The sequence below is a fragment of the Shewanella sp. Iso12 genome (genome assembly GCF_012030025.1).
Lineage (GTDB): Bacteria > Pseudomonadota > Gammaproteobacteria > Enterobacterales > Shewanellaceae > Shewanella > Shewanella algae.
In genome coordinates, this window is the sequence record NZ_JAAUHW010000012.1 from 44,243 (window position 1) to 64,847 (window position 20,605).

The following is a 20,605-nucleotide window of genomic DNA, read 5'->3' on the forward strand; positions in this document are numbered from 1 at the left end:
GTTAACTCAAATACTCAAACCCCAGAGCTCGAATGTCTCCCGGCACAGGGATTCGCGAAAATCCGGATGCGCTATGTCGATTAAGGCTCTGGCCCGCTCGCGGATACTGCGGCCCCTGAGGTTGGCACAACCATATTCGGTGGCAATATAGTGCACATGGGCCCGGGTAGTCACTACCCCGGCACCTGGGCTCAGCACAGGCGCGATACGGGAAACCGCGCCATTGGCGGCCGTGCTCGGCAGGGCGATAACCGAGCGTCCGCCGGGAGAAAGACCGGCGCCGCGAATAAAGTCCATCTGCCCGCCTACCCCGGAATAGATTCGGGTGCCTATGGAGTCGGCACACACCTGGCCGGAAATATCCACCTGCAGCGCCGAGTTGATGGCCATTACCTGCGGGTTGCGGCGGATAACCGAGGTGTCATTAACCTGCTCTATATCCAGAAACAGCACTTCAGGGTTGTCATCGACAAAGTCATAGAGGGCACGACTGCCAAGCGCAAAACCTGTGACCAACTTCCCCGGATGCACCTTCTTGCGGCTGTTGTTAATCGCCCCGGAGCGATAAAGCGCCAGAATGCCATCGGAAAACAGTTCGGTGTGGATCCCTAAGTTTCGTCTGTCTGCCAACTGCCCCAATACGGCATCCGGAATGGCACCTATGCCCATCTGCAGGCAATCGCCGTCTTCAACCAGAGAGGCCACATGCTTGCCGATAGCCTGGCTGATGGTATCGGCTCCGGCCATGGGGTGTTCGGGCAAAGGCGAACTCTGTTCATACACGGCGGCAAAGCGGTCATAGGGTACAAAGCTGTCGCCATGGGTGCGCGGCATTTGCGGGTTGATATGGGCTATGATGCGGCCGGCCACATCACAAGCGGCGCGGCTGGCTTCGACACTGATCCCCAGCGAACAGTTGCCATGGCTGTCCGGCGGTGACACCTGTACCAGCGCCGTATCTATGGGTTGCTCGCCGGAGCGAAACAGCTTGGGCACCTCGGATAAAAAGACAGGCACATAATCCGCCTCGCCACTGGCCAACAGGGCGCGGGTCGGGGCGCCGCCAAAGAAACAACGATGGCGCAGATGGCCCTTGAGCTCGGGCACGCTCAAGGCCTCGGCTTCCTCGGTATGCAGTTGCAGCAGGGTCAGATTCTGCCGCGTCATGGCATGCTGTGCCAGCGCCTCCAGCAAGACTCTGGGGGTGGCTCCCATAGAGTGGGTCCAGATATATTCATCATTCCCTATCAGGGATACCGCTTCCAATGCACTGGAACAAACTCTTGGCGCCATGCTGCTTCCTTATTAGCTCGGTGATTTGCTCCTAACCCTAGCCAGTTGCTCTGGGAAGGGCAATCCCTTGCGGCCAGCCAAGGCCCCTTGCCGGTGGAAAGTGGGCGCTACGCCACACTGGGCCTCAAGCCACGTCCAATTTCACAAAAATGCCGCTGCGGCGGATAAGGCGTTTACCCTCAAGGTCTCAGTCGTTAGACTAGCCGGGCCCCAGGCTGCAGCTGCAAGTTCCACTGAGTAGCTGTGCCCGGGCAGGACTCAAGTTTCAAGGAAGTAGTATGTCTCAGTTCGACAAGACCCTCAGCGTCAGCCTCAATCCAGAGGATCCCGCCAGCATCGCCCTGGCATTGCAGCAATACCGGCAACACCTGAACGACGGCAGCGCCTTTCGGCTCAATGGCTCCTTGCTGTTCAATATCGAGTTCGTCAATCAGCAGCAAAGGCCGCTTAACCGTGACGATGCCGGTGCCAACCGCCCCTTGTTGGAACACGCCCTAGATGCTGCCCGCCGGGATCACAGACTCAGCTTTTACACCGAGCCGGTACTCTTTGCCGCAGCGCTGAACTTTCCTGAGTTATTGGACGAGCTCAAGGCCACAGCCGAGGCCATGGTGGCCTTCTCCCGCCACCGCAATGACTCCAGCGATCTCTTTATCGATGACTACAACGTCTTCGGGGTGGAAGCCCTCTACATGCTGGCCAGACAATATCCCGAGCTGAGCCATTATCTGGCCGCCTTTCTGGTGCCGTACTGGAACTTGGAAAGCTTCTACCAACCTGTGTTACTGCTGGGCAAACTGGTGGAGGAGTTCGGCTGGCGCCGCGAACTGATCCACGCCTATCTGCACTGCGACGGCGAACAGAATCGCCGCTGCTTTTTCCAGACCACTGAGGGTGATTCAGTCAACCTCAGCCTACTGGAACATTTTGCCGGGCATCCGGACGATTACCCCTGGTTTAAGGCGCAGCTGCTCAAACGTCTCGAACAAACGCCACTGCTGGCCTATGCCAATGAACAACCGCTTGAACAAACCCAGCCGGTACTGGAGTTCTTCTACAGTCTGGGCGACTGGCCGGTAGAGGCTGACATTGACGACACTGAACTGTGGCGGGATCGGGTCAAGCAGCAATTGATCATGGGTCGCCGGGTAGAGGATGAAGCGCTTTCCTTGCTGGCACAGCTGAGCGAGCAGAGCCAACCTCTGGTAATAGTGGCTGAGGCCTGGCGGGAAGACGACCGTCATAGTCTATGGCAAAACGTGGAAGAGCAGGCTCTGGCAGAGGACGATGACTGGGATCAGTATGATAGCGAGCCTGGCTCTGACTATGCCGCGCTATTTTATGACCTGGAAGAGCCGGAAGACTATCTCAGGATTGGTGAGCTGGAAGAGCTGGATGCCGAAGTGGGAGAGACTATGCTTTGCGCGCTGGCCGAACTGCCCAAGAGCCTTGGCGCCTGCGCCTATGCCGCCTATCGCCTGAGCCGCCTGAACTCGCCCCACAGCTTAAGCCCGGAAGCCGACGAGGCCGCGGCGCTGCTTCACTGGCTGGCGCAGCAGCTGCCGTTACAGTTTCAGCATCATATCTTCTATGAGGGCGGAGAGTACCAAAAGAAAAGGCGTGAACATCGCCTTCTCAAGAGCTGGCTCACGGATATAGACACCGAGGGCGATGTTGCCAAGATGGCTCAAATTGCCTCTGAGATACTCTATACCAGTAAGGACGGAAAGCGTATTGCACTCTTGTGGTCCAATGGCAATAAAGGATTCCAAAACGGCTTGTTGGCGCTGTATTTCCTGCTCTGCGCCCCGGAGCTCGAAGCGCCGCAGTGGCAGGCATTGAAAACCCTGGCACAAAGGCATTGGCAGCTATGGCTGACGCTGGATCCGCTGCAACTGATTGAAAAAATTTATTATTGCTGGGCTGACTACGCCTTCTATCCGGCCATTGATGATGAGCATATCGAGGCCGAATTGCGGCAAAACCTGCTCAAGCTGGGTGTCAGCGAGGCGCAGCTCGATGCTCATTGCCTGCTGACAGAACAACAGGTGGCTGCCTATCGCCCGGCCGATAAACGCTTCTGGCAAGGTTATATCACCAGGCTTAGCCGGTTTGCCGAAGCCGACCCAGAGGATGACAGCATAATAGGCCGCCGCCTCTGGCAGCAACTGCAGCAGTTGTTGCAAGCGCTTGACTCTGGCCGCGAGCTGCCGAGGCTGAGCTTTTTTGGTCATCTCAAGGCCAACTTCCCCGAGACTCCTCTGCCGCAGGCATTTTTCGAACTGTTTGATCTTTGCCTGCGGCAAAGCTTCAGCAAATCATTTCCCGAACAGCAGGCGCAAAACCTCTGCCACCAACTCAAGGCTTATCTGACATCGGGCGAAGGGCTTGAGCCCTTGACGCCCCAAGCCACGGCCGAGTTACAGGACTGGGCGCCTTGCCGCTCGGACGACCCCGCCGATGCGGCGGAGCTCAGCGACTTTGTCTGGCTGCTGCCTGAAGCGCAGGGGCGAGGTTTGGCCCTGTTTCTCGCCGGCCTTGGAACCCAAAGCCTGTATTGGCTTCACCGGCCGAGTGTGGAGACGGCCTATGTCAACCACCTCATTGCCGAGGGCAGTCTCTCGATGGCGCAGCGCTGGGAAGATCAAAGCGTGGGACACAAGCGTCACAGCGACTATGACACAGGGTTAGCCTTTCAGAGTGCCAAGGAAAACTGGGCCCTTGGCTGGCTCGACAGCATAGGCGTAGCGCCGCAAAGCACTGTCTATTTCGCCGTAAGCCAAGGCCGCGCCCCGGCGCCCTTCCTCAAACATTTGGCCGATGAGGGGCGACTGCCGGAGACCTCGCAGCTCTTGACCATAGACGAACGTGTACGCCTGCTGAAGTTGCTGGCACAAGCCGGGGTTGACGCCGAGCTTTTCAGCTCCTTCCTGCAAGACGAGTCTGCCACGGTCCGGCAACTGGCCAAAGATTTGGCGCAAGGCTCTTAAGGAAGGCATTGATAAAAAGCAGTTGGGAACACCCCAATAAACGAGTAATAACAGGATAACTGCCGCGCCCTGACTCATGGCGCGGTCGCCGGTTGTTTAACAGGAAGTGCCTTACAGGCAGCGACCGGCAAAAGCATTAATTTAATATCAAGGAAGCAATATGTCCCAGTTCGACAAAACCCTCAGCATCAGCCTCAAGCCACAAGATCCCGCCAGTATCGCCCAGGCGCTGCAGCAATACCGGCAACACCTGCACGATGGCAGCGCCTTTCGTCTTGAAGGCTCCCTGCTGTTCAATATCGAGTTTGTCAACAAGCAACAGCAGCCACTCAGCAATGATGATGCCGGCGGCAACCGCAACTTGCTGGTGCATGCACTCAGCGCCGCTCGAGCGCACCACACCTTTAAATATTGCACTGAAGCCGTGCTGTTTGCCGCTGCGCTGAACTTCCCCGAGCTATTGGACGAGATCAAGGCAACAGCCGAGGCCATGGTGGCCTTCTCCCGCAGTCGTAACGACTTTAGCGATCTCTTTCTCGATGACTACAACGTCTTCGGGGTGGAAGCCCTCTACATGCTGGCCAGGCAATATCCCGAACTGAGTCATTATCTGGCCGCCTTTTTAGTGCCTTACTGGGATTTGGACAGCGGCTACACACCCGTGGAATTGCTGGGCAAACTGGTAGAGGAGTTCGGCTGGCGCCGCGAACTGATCCACGCCTATCTGCACTGTGATGGCGAACAGAGCCGCCGCTGTTTTTTCCAAACCGCCGAGGGTGATCCAGTCAACCCCAGCCTGCTGGAACACTTTACCGAGCATGCTGACGATTACGCCTGGTTTAAGGCGCAGCTGCTCAAACGTCTGGAGCAAACCCCGCTGCTGGCCTATGCCGATGAACAAACGCTGGAAGAAACCCAGCCAATACTGGAATTCTTCTACAGCCTGGACGACTGGCCGGTAGAAGCGGAACTTGAAGACACTGAGCTGTGGCGGGATCAGGTCAAGCAGCAATTGATCTTGGGGCACAGGGTGGAAGATGAGGCGCTGGCGCTGCAGGATGCGCTCGGCGTGGAGCCCAAGGCACAGATTGCCGAAGCCTGGCTGATGGACGACAGACTCGCCCCCTGGCAGCAGGATAAAACCGATACTGGCAGCGCCCAAACAGAGCAGGAAAGTGGCAAGAGCTCCGGGCAAACTCAAGGCGACAGCCAACTACCCAGCTTGGAAGAGCTGCCTTTTTTCCTGCTTAGCCATACCTGCAAGCAAAGTGACTTCGCACAGTTGGATGCAGCCATTGCCGATCGTCTGCCGGCGGCACTGGACAAGTTGCCGACCCATCTGGGAGGCGTTGCCTATGCCGCCTATCGGCTCGGCCGCCCCGAATGCACAGCGGCAGAAACCCAGGCTCTGCTTGGCTGGCTGGAGCAGCATTTCCTCACTGCCTATATGCGTGTCTTCAATCGGCATGGTGGCCGCTTCAATAACGATAATCCGCAGCATTTGACACTTAAGGCCTGGCTCACTGAGGCCAAGGAGCAGCAGGATGCAGGCACTATGGCCGCCGTTGCCGAATCGCTACTTGGCAAGGATGGCGGAACCCGCGGAAGCCAGATAAGCCAGCATCAAGCGGCCTACTGGTTGTTTTTCCCGGACGATGGTTTCCAGCGCGGCCTGCTCAGCCTGTTTTTCCTCTTAAATAGCCAACTGCCAGAGGCTCACACCGAACTGCAGATCCTGGCCCAGCGCCACTGGCAACTGCTTTTGAAACTGGCGCCTATGGTGCTTATCAGCCGCATCAGTCAGTTTTACGCAAACTATGAGGGATATGCCGCCATAGATGATCCGCAGACAGAACAGAGCCTGCATCAAAAGCTGCTGGCACTGGGAGTCAGCGAGGCGCAGCTGGATGCCCATACTTTGCTGCAAGACAGGCGTATCGCGCGCTATGCGCCAGCCAACGAGCGCTTCTGGCAACGTTACCTGGAGCGATTGGCAAGCTTTGCCGAAGGCGATCCCGAAGATAACAGCATGATAGGCCGCAGCCATTGGCTGGCTCAACAAAAGCTGTTGGATGCCCTAAGCTATTGCGATGAAACTGCCATGCTGGGATTTATAGCCGATCTCAAGGCCTGTTTCCCGGAGCGCCCATTACCGCAGCAAGCCTTTGAGCTATTTAACCTCAGCCTGCAACGTGGTCTGGAGCAAAGACTCAAACCGGCAGCGGCGAAGGCTGTATATGACAAGTTACAGGCCTATTTGCAAAGCGGCGAAGGCTTGGAAAACCTGACACCACAAGCCTTGAAACTGCCGGTTCTACAAGGTTGGGATCCCTACAGCGATTATCGCGGCAAGGTTGGCGTGGCAGACTTTGTCTGGCTGTTGCCTACCGAGATGGGAGAGCGACTGGCACTGTTTCTCAGCGGTCTTGGGAAACGAGGGCTGCACTGGTTGGGCTGTCCCAGTGTCAGGGAAGCCTATGTCAACCATTTGGTTGCCGAAGGCCATCTGAATATGGCCGAGCGTTGGCAGGATGAAGCGCTTGGGCACTCAAGCATCGGCGATGTCGATGTGAGCCTGCAACTTGAAGCCGACAAGGAGTTCTGGGCGCTACTCTGGTTGGATAGGATAGGTGTGACGCCACAGGCCACTGTGTATTTTGCCATGCACGAAGGGCGACAACCTGAGTCTTTTATTATTCACTTGGCCAGCCAGCAGCGGCTGCCGGATATGTCCAGGCAGCTGACCGCAGACGAGCGCAAACGCCTGCTGGAAATCATCGCCAAGTTTGATTGTCTGACCGAAGAAAACGCAGAGCCATTCAAGCAAGACGAGTCGAGCGTCGTCAAGCGTATGCTGGGCAAGTTGTTTTAAGGCTAAAGAGGCGTTGCCGGTCAATGCGGCAACGCCTCTTTAAGATAGTTTCAGCTGCCTTTGAGTGAGCGCAGGAACAAACCTATGCCACCTGTCAGCAATACCAGGATCACCAAGAGATCAAAACTGCTCATGCTGCGCAGGCTAAAGTGAATGGTAGAGATCACCCCGAAGATCATCGCTGTGATAGAGCCAATCGCCAATAACCAGCCAAGAATATTCTTGCCGTTATAGAAAATCATCCCAACCCCCAGAATAAAGGGCACCAGGATCATACCACCTGTGATCCCCCATTGGCTGCCAAATGCGGGGACACCATACAAGCGGGTGCCCAGACCAAAGCTGCTGGATACCCTAATGGCGTTGAGCAGCATGTAACCACCACCACACATCATGATAAGGCCAATAAAAAATTGACCGACACCGCCGGAACTCCCTCCCGCTCCATTCATGTAAAACATCCTATATTCAATTGATTTATGCGGCGAAAATTCTAGCCGTTTTAGGCCCGGGCGGCAAACCGGGCCATAAGGTTACGAGTCGCGGCCGTTGAGGCGTTCAATAATCTGCGCCTTGGCTTCTTCCTGCGCCTGCTGCGCTTCCTCTTCCTGTTTCTGCCGCATTAGTTCGTTGAAGGTAATACGGGCAGCCTGAGCTTGCTCCGAGGCTTGCAGCTTACGTTCCTTCGCCGCCATGGCTTCATCTGTGAGGCGCTGCAACTCGGCAAGTGACTCATCGGGCGCATCCCCCAACTCCAGGTGCGACTCACTGCGGCTCAAGGCTTCACGGCGCAGCTGCTTTTTCAGCTCCCAGATGGCATCCAGGGCTTCACGCTCGGCGTCGGCGGCTTCAATGGCGCTGTCCCGCAATTGCTCAAACTTGGCCAGCGCCTGTCCTTCACGGCTCCAGGGATCGACCTCAGGCAGATCCGAAATATTAATCACGGGATCCTCGTAACCATCCTGATGACTCAGGTCCAACATGGCCGCCTTGACCCCGGACATCATCAGCATCACGGCTATCACCAAGAGTGGCAAACCACCAACGATAGCCGCTGTCTGCAAGGTGGCGAGCCCACCCATAAACATCAGTACCGAAGGCATAAAAGACAGAGTAAAGGCCCAGAACAAGCGGTTCCAGCGCAGTGGTTCCTCGGTGACATTGTTTTGCACCACAGACGCCAAAATATAAGAGATGGAATCAAAGGTGGTGGCGGTAAAGATGATACACAGGAGGGTGAAAACAGCGATAACCAGATAGCTGAACGGCAACTGCTCCAATACAGCGAATATCGCCCTGGTCGCCCCTTGATCATTGAGGATCGCCACCACATCCAGCTCACCGGATAATTGCAACGACAAGCCGAAGTTACCCAAGATCATAAAGTACATGGCACAGCCCAGAGAGCCGAAGAAAATTGAACCAGCCACCATCTGTTTGATGGTGCGACCGCGGGAGATCCGCGCCACAAAAAGTCCCATGCTGGGGGCAAACACCAACCACCAGGCCCAATAGAAGATGGTCCAGTCCTGAGGGAAGTGGGTATTTTCAAAGGTGCCCAAGCCACCGAAAGGCTCGGCCCAGGTCGCCATGATAAAGAAGTTGCTCAGCATCCGCCCCAGGGAGTCCAGGCCGGTTTCCAACATAAAAATGGTAGGGCCGGCAAACAGAATAAATGCCAGCAGCGCCAGCGCGCCCCAGAAGTTGATATTACTCAGCACCTTAATGCCTTCATCCATTCCCTTATAGGAGGAATAGGCAAACAGTGCAGTACACAGAAGTAAGACCCCTATCTGGCTACCCGTGGTCGATGGCAGATCAAACAGGTAACTCAGGCCTTCGTTGATCAGCGGCGCCGCCAACCCAAGCGTTGTCGCCGCCCCACCGAGCAAGCCGAAAATAAACAATATATCGATAAACTTACCGAGCTTGCCGTGACTGCGGCCTTCACCTATCACGGGCATCAAGGCCGCCGACACCTTGAGCACAGGCTGCCTGCGAACATAAAAGAAGTAAGCGATGGGGATGGCCGGGATCAAATAGATGCTCCAGGCGATAGGTCCCCAGTGGAATATGCCGTAAGTCGCGGCCCAGCGCACCGCTTCTTCACTGCCAGCTTGAAGCTGGAACGGCGGGTGTTGATAGTAATAGGCCCACTCAATCGTGCCCCAATAGAGAATACTGGCGCCTATACCGCCGCAAAACAGCATTGCCGCCCAGGAAGCTGTGGCAAACTCAGGTTTTTCATCGGCATCGCCGAGCTTAATCTGGCCGATATCCGAGAAGATGATGTAAATCATAAAGAAGAATGCCGCCAAGCCGAGCGATAGGTAAGCAAAACCCAACTTATCCGTCATAAACGCCTTGGCAACGGCTATCCATTCGGCGCCTTCAACCGGAAACAGCGCCAGCGGGATCACCACCGCCAGCAGCAAACCCAGGGCGCCAAAGAAAGTGGTTTTATCTATGAGTTCGAAGTGTTTTTTCATATTTTTGGCTCTTCTGTTCGTTCCCGTTCGGGAGCTGGGGCCGCTGCTGGACCCATGCCGGATAAAATAGGCGCAAGTGGCCATTCAGTCGATTATCTTTATCCGGAAAACGTACGAAAAGTGACGTAAATCAATAGGATGTTACATGATGAGATGTTTGTGTCCAGCTTGTATGAATTGCTGAATCGCTCAGTCGTTGCTGATTAAAGCGCCTAAGACCATAAGGATTTATGCTCTTGATTGCAAGTTTGCCCAGTCTGGGAGGTGTCATTCATAAAAGCCAAGGGGCCCACAGTCACAGGGGCCCCATACAGACAAAGTACCAACAACCGGCAGAATCTGGCTGTCAGTCTGCCGCTTCGCTACTGCTTCAGCTTCATCCAGGCGGCCTGGGTTTCACGACTGCTTCTTGGGTCCTTTGGCACCAGCCAAAGCAGCATCATATTCAGCAGTGAAGTCGAGAGCATAGCTCCCCAAAGCAGCATGAGAGAGAGTGTGATAAGGATGTAACTGGCGTAGGAGTCCATAAAGGACAGGGCCAGACTGATCACCACACCACTCCCGGGTAATAACAGCAGAGTAATAAACAGCATCAAACATACCGTCTTGGCGACTGACCACCCCAGATTACGAGCCCTGCGACTGATAATCCTGTAGCCGAAATAGAGGCTGGGCAGTAACCAAAACATGATGAGCGTCCCTGTCCCCTGCCCTTCAAGCCGCAGCAGAGAGCGCAACGCAAAAGAAGGGGAACCGGAAGTTTGCACCATAAAGATTAGCCATCCGAGAAACAATCCGTTGCAGATCCCCAGTATCATGCTGCTGCGAAAGAAAGCCAACGCCGGCGTCTGACGATCTGGATCGCACCCCTTACGATGAGCCAGCAAAGGGTGTTCCGGTTCAACTTTTACCAAGGGAGGACGAAACAGGTAAATCAATAACTGCGCCACCAGCCAAACAACAGCGCAGCCCAAGGCAAACATCAAGCCAAGCCAAGGCATAGTCTTGTCAAACTGGATCATGCTCAGTAGCGTTGGATAAGAGAAGCCGAACAGGATGTTCACCAATGCCAGAGGCACACCGCCCAAATACCCGAACGCCCGTCGACCAATAGCAATATGCGCTGCCAGCAACCCCGCACCTATGCTGAGTTGTAGCCCTGTTGCCAAGATAGCCAACAGTGAAATAAAGAAGTCGACCTCTTGGATTGCCAGCAGCAGTGAAGGTGAGAACATGTACACCAGTTGCCACTGATAATGGATAGCCAGTATGGGCAGCAGCGCAATAAAATAGCGACTCCGGTCGCGGGCCTTTTCCGCCCCGCCAAACTCTGGCTGAACAAAGAGATCGCTAATCACCCTCGCCATGCTGTTGGCCGATTGTCTCAATCCCATACCTCATCCTCCTCGGTATCAGAGTGCAAGCTCAAAAATGCTTGCCATTCAGGGCTGTTGCCATGGCGCAGACTCAATTGATACAAGGCATCGCCTTCACCACCAAAGAAGTTTTCATGGTCAACATCCAGTGCATTGGCGTATTCGGTAATAAGAGGCAGGTACTGCACATCCTGTAATCCCAACTGCAAGGCACAACTGGCCAGCGGCGTCCCCCAGTTGGCGCCATCACATTGATCACTGCCGTCAAAACTGCGGCAAAACTGCTGCAGAATTTGCGCCATCAGCGGCAAGGCTTCGGCGTGACAGGCTGAACGTTGGAAAAAACGGGCCTCATCCCATTGCTGTTTGCCATCGGTAAACCTAAAGGCCAAGGTCTTGCCGTGCAACAGCTTGCTGCAATCCTGAGTCAGTGACTGCAGTTGGCGCAGCGCGTCGAGCTGGCCTTCGGTACTTTCGAGATCGGCAACCTTTATCAGCGTATGTCCAAAACATTGCAGCGCCTGGCGCTGCGCCTCACTCAGCCTCCAGTTATGCTGCCAGTGACAGGACTCCAGGGATAACGGGATAGGGCTGCCTTGCCACTGTGCAGGCTCAGGGAAAGGGCAGCGCAGCAGTTCTTCGCGATCCGAGAAGATCAACTCTGTACCTACATGCAGCAGTTGCCCCTTTGCCAAGAGGGTCAAAGGCGGCGTTTGCGGATCCAATGCCAACCTGACCACCAAACCATCAGACCAACTCAGCCACAGCCCATCGGCCTGCCAGATAGAAGTATCCAACTGTTCGAGATGGAAAAGCGCATCCTCTTCGTCTTCACAAAGCCGCACAACTCCGGCCTCCGAGCGCTCACCATTGTCGAGATTGAGCCATTCAACTCCAATGACAACACCCGCATCTGTCTCTCGAATCACTGGGATGGCCGCCAGGGCTCGTTGCGGACAAACAGCAATCGCCCCAGGTTCAGGGTCCCATTCAAGCACTGAATCGTCCAGGGGAAATACCTTGAACTTCACCCCTTCTCCCTGGATATCAATGCGAACCATGTAGTGCAGTTCTTCGTCTTCATCTATGACATGCATAAGCAGGCTGTTGTCCGGCCCGGCATAAAGACGTTGATTGAGATTGGTGTTATTCAAACAAAAGTAAGGCCCATCCTCATCCAGATAGTCATAACCACCGCCAAAACAATCTTCATCATACAGCTGGGCTGAAATCTCGCTGACAGCGCCAACTTCAGGAATAAGAGGCAGGCGTTGCAAGGTTAAGTCCGTATCCTTGTCCATCTCATAAAACAGCACCAGCAAGGCATCACCATCACTGTTAACAACACCCTGGACACTACCAAATTTGCTTTGATAATCATGCAGTAAACGGCATTGCTGCTGCGCGGGGTCGTACAGATAGAAAGCGCCAAATTGGTTGCCAAAAACACAGGCGCCATCCCGGGTTTGCCCTTTCAGAGTCACGAGTCCCTTGGATGAACTCAACTCGGCAGCCCAAAGCAGTTCGGTGCCACCTTCATCGAACGGACGCATCTGTAATAGATGGAGAACCGGGCCACCTATATCAGACTTTACTTTCAGCAACCTGGGTCCCAATTCGCTGGCCCGGGCGTATCTCTCTGGATACGGGGCAAAATCCAAAATCTCAATCACAAAACAACCCTTTGTTATTTATGATAATTACCTTTGGTTAATCATCATTTCATTGATAATCGTCTTCATCCTGACGGCTCATTTCATATGGCAAGCGGCGGTTAAAGTCCTCGCCATCAGGGGTATCGGCATACTTGCCGAGCAAGGTATCCAGATTGCCATCCTGTTGGAAAAACAGCTCATGATCGACATCGATACAGTTGAGGTATTGGGCCACCAGCGGCAGATATTGGCTGCCGGCCAATCCCAATTGCAACGCACAGTCGGCCAGCGCCGGCTTGCTGATGTGTGGATCGCTGTAACAGTAATGGAGCCGCTCATTGGCAATGAATAGCCCCAGCAGACGCGCCATATAGTTCCGGCCTTCCAATTGGAGGGCCACAGCCTCAAAGAAGCGCGCCTCATCCCAGCTTTCGTCGGCATCATAAAAACCGAGGCGCAAGTCTTTACCCGACTTGAGCGATTCAAAATCTGTCAATGCCCGCAGCACCAGCTTGTCCAAGGCCTCAAGCCTCGCACTCGCTGACTGCAGATCCCTGACTTCGATTCGCGAAAAACCGAGCAAAGGGGGAACTGTATCCTGCACCTGGGCCTGGGCATGGAAGCTGCTCCATTCTGTCTGCTGTAATTGCACAGCAAAGCTCGCCTCCATGGCGGCGGGCGCTTGGTTCATCTGGCTGGCCAGATCCAAAGTGGGGTTGGGATTGACGTTGGAATTGACGCGCCACAGATAATGCCAGTCGGTCAGCAAGGCTCCCTTGCCGAGGAGCTTCATGCCCTCCTCGTCGTATAAGTCATCTTCGCCATCCGGGAGATACAGGGGTGAGCGCCACAGCCCGTCCAGAGAAACCTTGCGGGTCGCGCCGCCATGCCAGCCAAGCCAAAGCGCCGCTTCGTCATTGCAGTAGGCAATATCATCCAGCTGTAGCCAGAAACGCCCCTGCGCCTCTTGCCAGTCGAGATTGTCGACATCGGCCAGGGCCATCAGCATGTCGGCGTCATCGGCCAGTTGCTCACGGGTAAATTGACGCACGCAAAAACGGCCTATCTCGCGGCCAAGGCGCAAGTCGATGCGCTGCAACTGATACGCCAGCGCCTCGGTTTCAGCATCGGCTACCCGGCTCAACTCCATGGCCGGCAGGGTAAGCTCACCACGCTCACTGTCCAGCGCCAGGGCACACTCCCAGAGCGCTTCATTCCCCGGCGGATTGGGCAGAGGCATGGCCGCCACCTGCAAGGGCTCGGAATAACGGCCCTGCCATTGAACTTGGTTAATGCTACTACCTACGGGGTTACTACCTACGGGATCACTGCCCACGACAGCCATAGGGTCCAGCCGCAGCAAAAACTGCCAGGCCTGGGGCCGACGACGCCTACTGCGGTGACAATGCAGGATCAAGCAGTTATCCGGCCCGGCATAGAGGCGATCGGTAAAACTCAGCCCCATGCTATCCGGCAGTCCGGTCTCATCGACCTCGGCCCAAGGGCTGCCCTGATTATCCACCTCATCATTCAGCTGCATGGCAGCCGAGGGCGAGAGGTCCCTGTCCTCCAACCAGTACCAGAGCGTTAAGTCATAACAGCAGCGCCGGTCATTTTCGCCCAGTGATGCCAGGGTTCGGCCATCACTCAATACCGCGACTTTGAGATATTCCATCCCGGTATGAGCCAAAAACTCCTGCTGCCGACGCGCCAGATCCACCAAGTAGATACAGCCCTGCTGATCCCAGATAACGCAGCTCTGCTCACGCCCCGGCACCCCATGGAAACAGCCACTGACCTGCATAGTGCCCTCGGCCATGGGAAAGTCTGTGCTCCAGACGAGCCGATAACCCGAGCCTGTATCTGCCGCTTCATAGAGATACAGGCAAGGGCAGCCATTGTCCGCATCGATGTAGATGAGTTTCCCGTCGCCAACCGGCGAGCATGTGAATGACATATTTCCTCGTTCTTCAGATCATAGGGCTCTGGCTTTAAGCTGGGGCGATACACTTGAGACAGAGCCACACAAAGCGTGTTGTTGCATTGAACTCAGTCCAGATAAGCCCCATCCTCGAGGCGAAGCTCGGCAGGTAAGAGGTCGTAAAACTGCTTACCCTCCAGGGTATCGGCATACTTCTCCAGCAAGTCCTGCAAATGGCCGTCCTGCTGGAAAAACAACTCATGATCCAGATCGATACACTTAAGGTAGCGCGCCACCATAGGCAAAAATCGACTGTGACTCAAACCCAGTTGCAACGCACAATCTGCCAGCGCCGGCTTACCCAGTGCCGGGTCACTAAAGCAGTTGTGGCATGATTTGTCGCGTATGAATGAGAGCAGCAACTGCAACATCAGATTCCAGGCTGGCTCCTGAGTCACGACGGCTTTAAAAAATTGCGCTTCATCCCAGCTCTCATCGGCATCATAAAATCCAAAGCGCAGGTCTTGGCCTGATTTGAGAGATTCATAACCACGCAAGGCCTCGCTCATCAAGGTCGTCAGAGCCTCGAGTCTGGCACTCTCGGATTGCAGATTGTTGACCTCAATCCGTTTATATCCAAGTAGAGGGGGGATCTCCTGCGGTTCTGCAGTTGCACTATTTAAGCTGCGCCAGTATTCGCTGCTTGTAGCAATGTCGCAGCTCGCTTCCATGGCAGCCGGTTCAGTATCTGGCCGGCTGGCCGCATCCAAGGCTGGATTGGGATTGAAACTCCACAGATACTCCCAGTCGGTCAGCAAAGCGCCACTGCCGAGCAGATTCATTTCATCGGCATGGTATAAATCACGCTTGCCATCGGGGAGATAAAGGGGCGAGCGCCACTGCCCGTCCAGAGAAACCTTGCGGGTCGCGCCGCCATGCCAGCAAAGCCAAAGCGCCGCTTCGTCGTTGCAGTAGGCAATATCATCCAGCTGTAGCCAGAAACGCCCCTGCGCCTTTTGCCAGGCCAAATTGTCTAAATCGGCCGGGCCCAACAGCATGTCGGCATCGCCGGCCAGTTGCTCGTGGGTATAATGACGCACACAAAAACGCCCTATCTCGCGGCCAAGGCGCAAGTCGATACGCTGCAACTGATACGCCAGCGCCTCGGTTTCAGTATCCTGCGCCCGGCTTAACGTCATTGCCGGCAGGATAAGCTCGCCGCGCTCACTGTCCAGCGCCAGGGCACACTCCCAGAGTGCCTCGTTTCCTGGCGGAGTGGGCAGAGGCATGGCCGATAATTGCAAGAGTTCGGGATAACTTCCCTGCCATTGAACTTGGCTAAGAGCACTGCCCACAACAGCCATGGGGTCCAACCGCAGCAGGAATTGCCAAGCCTTCGCCTCATCGCGCTCACTGCGGTGACAGTGCAAGATCAAACTGTTATCCGGCCCGGCAAAGAGGCGATCGGTAAAACTCAGCCCCACTCTGTCCGGCAGTCCGGTCTCGTCGACCTCGGCCCAAGGGCCGCCCTGATTATCCACCTCATGGTTGATACACTGAACGGCCGAGGGCACGGGAGCATTGCCATCCCGCCAATGCCAGAGACAGACTTCGTAGCAATAACTAGACTTATTTTCACCCAATAATGCCAGTGTTCGGCCATCACTCAATACCACGACTTTGAGGTTTGCTATCCCAGTTTCGGCGAGTAGTTGCTGCTGCCGTTGCGCCAGGTCCACCAAATAGAGACAGCCCTGCTGATCCCAGATAACGCAGCTCTGCTCACGCCCCGGCACCCCATGAAAACAGCCACTGACCTGCATAGTGCCCTCAGCCATGGGAAAGTCTGTGCTCCAGATGAGCCGATAACCCGAGCCCGTATCTGCCGCTTCATAGAGATACAGGCAAGGGCAGCCATTGTCCGCATCGATATAGATGAGTTTACCGTCGCCAACCGGCGAACTTGTGAATGACATACTTCCTTATCCTTTTCTCATAAATGACAGTTACTTATAGTCATCATCGTCGTCAAATTCGTCATAGTCGCCTTTCTCGGCCAGCTTAAACTCCGGGTCGTTATAGGGGCTTGGGACCGCCGCCAGGAAAGCCGCCAACTCTTGCGAGCCCTGATGTTCGGCAAAGATCACTTTCAAGGTGCGATTGATATGAAATGGATGCACAGGCAAGGCGCTGAGAACATTGAAATAGTCCGCGAGTTGCGGCAGTGCCTGCCTGTGCTGGCTGAGCGCCAAGGCAGCCTCGGCCAGCACTGGCTGCCCCTTGGCTCCCAGCAAACATCTGGCCTGGGGCAGACGGCAGTATGCCGCCAGGATGGCCGCAATCAACTCAGGCCCCTGCTCCAGACGCACGGCATAGTGGAAGAAGTCGTACTCGCTGTGCCCGTTCCCCAAACCATCGACAAAAGCAAACCAAAGCCTGCCAGGCTCAGTAACTGCACTATGAGTTATTTTCTGCTTCAAGCGGTCAAGCCAGCCGGCTCTGGTTGTTACTGAGGCTAAGGGCGCTCCGCACACCTCCCCCAGGCTCTGCTCCAATTTGGGGAGCACCGCCAGTAGCTGCTGCAAGAGTTGCAACCTGCCTTGATTTGATGTCAGATCGTCACAATAGAGAGTCACCCTGCCACTGGGGCAAGGCTCGGCCTGTAGTTGGCTGGGAATTTGCAGCGGCTTGGGTTGATAGCTGCAGCAATTGAGCGGGCACTTTTGCTGTTCGGCAGCCAGCAGGCTCTGGGGCACAGCAGCTTGGGAATCGATGTCGACCGAGTAGTGACTGGGCTCATCGAGATCACCGAATGCCAACCAGAGCCGCCCTTGGTTAACCCCCTTAATCATGACCAGATCACCACCATAGTGGCTCAAGGGCCGCCACTGCCCCGCCGCATCTTGGCTACCCAGTTGGTACAGAGGGGAAAGCCTCTCGCCCTTCGGCGACACCTTTTGCATCACACCCCCTTTCCAGCCCAGCCAGAAGACTTGCTCCTGCTCACAAAAATAGCTGGAAGTCAGGCTGTTGAGCAGTTGCTGCCATTCGTCGTTATCCTGATGGGATATCTCACCGGCGGCAATCCGCTCCAGCGCTTCCTGAACCGCTTCGGCATCATATTCATCACAAATATCGGCCATGGCCGGCAAGCGCACCCCGGCATCGATTTGACGGCCGAGATTCATATCTATCAGCTGCAACCTGGCTTCGTAACGCACAGGCTCGCCCTCGGCCTGATGACGGCTCACACCATCGGCGGCCAGGGTAGAGATAAGGCCGTTGGCACGGTTCTGGAACCAATAATCCTGCGTTGAAACCTGCACTGGAGCCGGTTTCCCCGGCAGAGGCTGTTCGGACCAGGTTTCGTTTGACGGGTCAAAATACACCAGTTGCTGAAAGCGGAAGCGATAACCGCCATGCTCATTGCGACCATAAAAGGCCACGCGTCCATCCCGGGTCAGAATCAGTGACTCAGGCTCGATTTCGGCACTCACAGGCCAATGCTGCACCGGCTCCATGGCCGCGAGATCGACCTTGAGCAAGCTGTGGCCGCGGCGCGCAGCGACGCCCACCCGCCCGACCACCCACAGGGTCTGTTTGTGGCTATCGAGCCAGGCCCCGGGGGTTCCGGAGATTTGTAAATCCAGCACCTGCTCACAACTGCGCGCCTGATAATCGCAGACAAAAAGCAGTCCATTTTGGCCCAAGGCCAGGAAGCGAGTGTCATCCAGCCATTGCAACAAGGCCAGCTCGCCATTCTCGGTTCCCGGCAACTCACATTGCCACAACAGGGTGTCGGCCTCATCAGCGCTCTGGATAACCTGAATAAGCTCAGGGCCGATAAAAAACAGCTTGGCCTGTTGCAGGCGGATATTGGTTCTTACATTGGCATTCATTGAGTTATTCCTGTGATTTGCAATCAGGCGGGGGAAATCGGCCAGGGCAAATCCTGGACAAAACGGCGATATTGGCGGCTCTTGAGCAGCCCCTGGCCGTGACGCCGTTGAATAAGCGGAACTGAGTGCTGTTGATGAAAAGCGGCACCTGGACCATCAGCCAGCATATTGAAGTAACGGGCCAACAAAGGCAGATAAGCTATGTCATCACCGGCCAGCGCCAGCACTGTATCCGACAAGGCCGGCTTGTCGGCGCCGCTGCGCAGACTTGCCGCATCGGGATAGGCCAGCAGCTTCTCAACGGCTTCGGCCAACAGCTCGGCACCGCCCGGCACAACTATCAGCGCGGCCACAAACTGCGCCTCGGTCCATTCACTGCCATTTCTGTCATTAAAGCGCCACTCCAGGCGCTCACCCTTGGCGCTGTTTGGTAAGTCGGCCAGACGGCTGACCATCTCTTTGGCGCTGGCCAGCAAACACTCCCCCATTTCCAGATAATCGGCCTCAATAATATTGAGCCCCGCCTCACCATGGGCCAGGCTCTGCTGCTCACTCATCACCAACTCAGGTTTAGGCCAGAAGTAACAGGGCAAACTCTGGCAATCGGCGTCCCCTGGCAGCATGGGCGTGACAGTACTGGTATCCAGTGCATATATCTCGAACCCCACCAGCAATAAACGATTGGCCGTGGGTGAGGTCAATTGATAGTCATAGTGGTCAAAGGCAACCAGGGCAAAGGGATTGGCTTCGTCGCCGGGGAGTGGGCATTCGTTGGCGCGATAGCGAGGCGACAACGCCTTGAGGCGGAAGTGTTCCTCTGGCGCCAGATAGCCCTTAATCAGCTCGCCACTACGCAACCTCAGCCAAAAAGCGGCTTCATCCCGGCAAAGGCGGATACCGCTCAGCCCGTCAGACAGGCTTTCGAGCGCGTCAGTCAGCTCTTCTTCATCACAGGCATCTTCACCGCTCCTGAGCGATTCAAGCAAAGTGGAAAACTCATCCGGATCCAACAAGCCATCATGGCTGTCAAACCAAAACACCGGCTGTTGCCAAAGCACGTCAAGGGATTCGAGTGCCACCAGTTGCAACTGCAACCCAATGCGTGGACTGTCACCGCTCTCATCCAACAGACACTCAGAAACCGGCAATAAGGCCAACTGCCGCTCAGGGCAAAGGTGTATGCTCGAATAACGGCTAGCTTCAAGCTGCGGTTTGCCCTCAATCCGGTGAAATCGGCTCTGGCCATCGACCACATTGGTGCACCAGAAGCCATGCTCTCGCTGCGCCAGAGAGTCGCATTCACGTTCATAGAATAAAAAACAACCGTCTCGGCGCCGCACCATGGTGCTGCCAAGGCGGCGATCATCCAGATATTCAGGCAACCAGATATCCTTAATAGGCCGCCAGTCGGCCAGCGACCAGCCCAGAAGACAGGGATATTCATCATCCCCTCTTGGCTGCTCGGCCACATACCAGAACTCGCCTCTGTCTTTATCCAGCCAACCATGACCATAGATGCCGACATTTGGCAGATTGACCATCAGCCGAGGTCCGGTTTCGATATCACCGGCATAGATCTGCCCGGAGCAGGTGGCGACCACAAATTCACTGTCGCTGTAGAAGGCGCTCAGCACCACTTTATTCTCGGCCTGGGGCAACTCATACTGCCAAAGCAATTGCTGACGGCCGTCAGCCAGCGGCGTCAACAGCTGCAACTGCGGGGCACCGACCTGCTTCGGGGAATGTAAAATCAATTTGGCAGCTGTCATCTGAGACTCCTGTTGTTAACAGTAAAGAGATAGCCGAGCCCGTAAATCGAAACGGCATAATGAGATAGCCCAAAGGCACCCATCAAACATAAAACCAACTTGGCATGGCTAATGGGGCTTGCCAGGTGCGTATGCAGAGCAAATAAAGGGGAAGGTAACGCTTGGCCTAGATTAACCAGAAGCCTAATGGGAAACTGAACGACAATAGCAGTTTTCAAAACAATCCTTTTCGATGGCCTTAAGGCCTGGGCCCATCCAGGGCTCGCTGATATAAATTCGGCAGGAAGCATAGTGACTATTGGCACACCGGATACAACCGGCGCCGCACATATGGCTTCCTT

11 protein-coding genes are annotated in these 20,605 nt (G+C 55.4%); 2 read left to right on the top strand and 9 right to left on the bottom strand.

Annotated features, from left to right (window positions below; genetic code table 11):
* Window positions 1-6: 6 nt before the first annotated feature.
* Window positions 7-1,293, bottom strand: coding sequence for an acetyl-CoA hydrolase/transferase family protein (locus HCX89_RS17685; protein WP_096141039.1), 1,287 nt, complete (start codon window positions 1,291-1,293; stop codon window positions 7-9).
* Window positions 1,294-1,571: 278 nt separating this feature from the next.
* Here HCX89_RS17685 and HCX89_RS17690 point away from each other — a divergent pair, with 278 nt between their 5' ends.
* Window positions 1,572-4,283, top strand: coding sequence for a hypothetical protein (locus tag HCX89_RS17690; protein WP_167716846.1), 2,712 nt, complete (start codon window positions 1,572-1,574; stop codon window positions 4,281-4,283).
* 160 nt (window positions 4,284-4,443) lie between these two features.
* Window positions 4,444-7,155 carry a hypothetical protein gene (locus tag HCX89_RS17695; RefSeq protein WP_167716848.1) on the top strand — a complete coding sequence of 904 codons (2,712 nt, stop codon included), beginning with the start codon at window positions 4,444-4,446 and terminating at the stop codon, window positions 7,153-7,155.
* Window positions 7,156-7,205: 50 nt separating this feature from the next.
* Here HCX89_RS17695 and HCX89_RS17700 read toward each other — a convergent pair whose 3' ends face one another.
* From HCX89_RS17700 to HCX89_RS17735, 8 genes are all read right to left on the bottom strand, one after another.
* On the bottom strand, window positions 7,206-7,607 hold the full coding sequence (locus HCX89_RS17700) for a hypothetical protein (protein ID WP_028779543.1): 402 nt from the start codon (window positions 7,605-7,607) through the stop codon (window positions 7,206-7,208).
* A gap of 81 nt (window positions 7,608-7,688) precedes the next feature.
* Complete coding sequence (locus HCX89_RS17705; protein ID WP_167716850.1) at window positions 7,689-9,644, bottom strand: BCCT family transporter; 1,956 nt, start codon at window positions 9,642-9,644, stop codon at window positions 7,689-7,691.
* A gap of 362 nt (window positions 9,645-10,006) precedes the next feature.
* The gene (locus HCX89_RS17710) at window positions 10,007-11,038 is read right to left on the bottom strand and encodes a hypothetical protein (protein WP_028779545.1); all 1,032 of its coding nucleotides are present in this window, start codon (window positions 11,036-11,038) and stop codon (window positions 10,007-10,009) included.
* On the bottom strand, window positions 11,029-12,693 hold the full coding sequence (locus tag HCX89_RS17715; RefSeq protein ID WP_167716852.1) for a hypothetical protein: 1,665 nt from the start codon (window positions 12,691-12,693) through the stop codon (window positions 11,029-11,031). The genes HCX89_RS17710 and HCX89_RS17715 overlap by 10 nt, the downstream gene beginning before the upstream one ends.
* 49 nt (window positions 12,694-12,742) lie before the next feature.
* On the bottom strand, window positions 12,743-14,632 hold the full coding sequence (locus HCX89_RS17720) for a hypothetical protein (protein WP_167716854.1): 1,890 nt from the start codon (window positions 14,630-14,632) through the stop codon (window positions 12,743-12,745).
* Window positions 14,633-14,724: 92 nt separating this feature from the next.
* Entirely contained in the window at window positions 14,725-16,572 is a 1,848-nt protein-coding gene (locus HCX89_RS17725) for a hypothetical protein (protein WP_167716855.1), read from the bottom strand.
* Window positions 16,573-16,602: 30 nt separating this feature from the next.
* Window positions 16,603-18,495, bottom strand: a complete 1,893-nt coding sequence (locus HCX89_RS17730) for a hypothetical protein (RefSeq protein WP_167716857.1) — start codon at window positions 18,493-18,495, stop codon at window positions 16,603-16,605.
* 23 nt (window positions 18,496-18,518) lie between these two features.
* Entirely contained in the window at window positions 18,519-20,264 is a 1,746-nt protein-coding gene (locus tag HCX89_RS17735) for a hypothetical protein (RefSeq protein WP_167716859.1), read from the bottom strand.
* Window positions 20,265-20,605 lie beyond the last annotated feature (341 nt).

Excerpts from the sequence above, each read along its gene's own strand:
- HCX89_RS17720 (WP_167716854.1), bottom strand. The coding sequence starts at position 14,632 with ATGTCATTCACATGCTCGCCGGTTGGCGACGGGAAACTCATCTACATC.
- HCX89_RS17690 (WP_167716846.1), top strand. The coding sequence starts at position 1,572 with ATGTCTCAGTTCGACAAGACCCTCAGCGTCAGCCTCAATCCAGAGGAT.
- HCX89_RS17710 (WP_028779545.1), bottom strand. The coding sequence starts at position 11,038 with ATGGGATTGAGACAATCGGCCAACAGCATGGCGAGGGTGATTAGCGAT.
- HCX89_RS17705 (WP_167716850.1), bottom strand. The coding sequence starts at position 9,644 with ATGAAAAAACACTTCGAACTCATAGATAAAACCACTTTCTTTGGCGCC.
- HCX89_RS17730 (WP_167716857.1), bottom strand. The coding sequence starts at position 18,495 with ATGAATGCCAATGTAAGAACCAATATCCGCCTGCAACAGGCCAAGCTG.
- HCX89_RS17725 (WP_167716855.1), bottom strand. The coding sequence starts at position 16,572 with ATGTCATTCACAAGTTCGCCGGTTGGCGACGGTAAACTCATCTATATC.
- HCX89_RS17700 (WP_028779543.1), bottom strand. The coding sequence starts at position 7,607 with ATGAATGGAGCGGGAGGGAGTTCCGGCGGTGTCGGTCAATTTTTTATT.
- HCX89_RS17735 (WP_167716859.1), bottom strand. The coding sequence starts at position 20,264 with ATGACAGCTGCCAAATTGATTTTACATTCCCCGAAGCAGGTCGGTGCC.
- HCX89_RS17695 (WP_167716848.1), top strand. The coding sequence starts at position 4,444 with ATGTCCCAGTTCGACAAAACCCTCAGCATCAGCCTCAAGCCACAAGAT.
- HCX89_RS17685 (WP_096141039.1), bottom strand. The coding sequence starts at position 1,293 with ATGGCGCCAAGAGTTTGTTCCAGTGCATTGGAAGCGGTATCCCTGATA.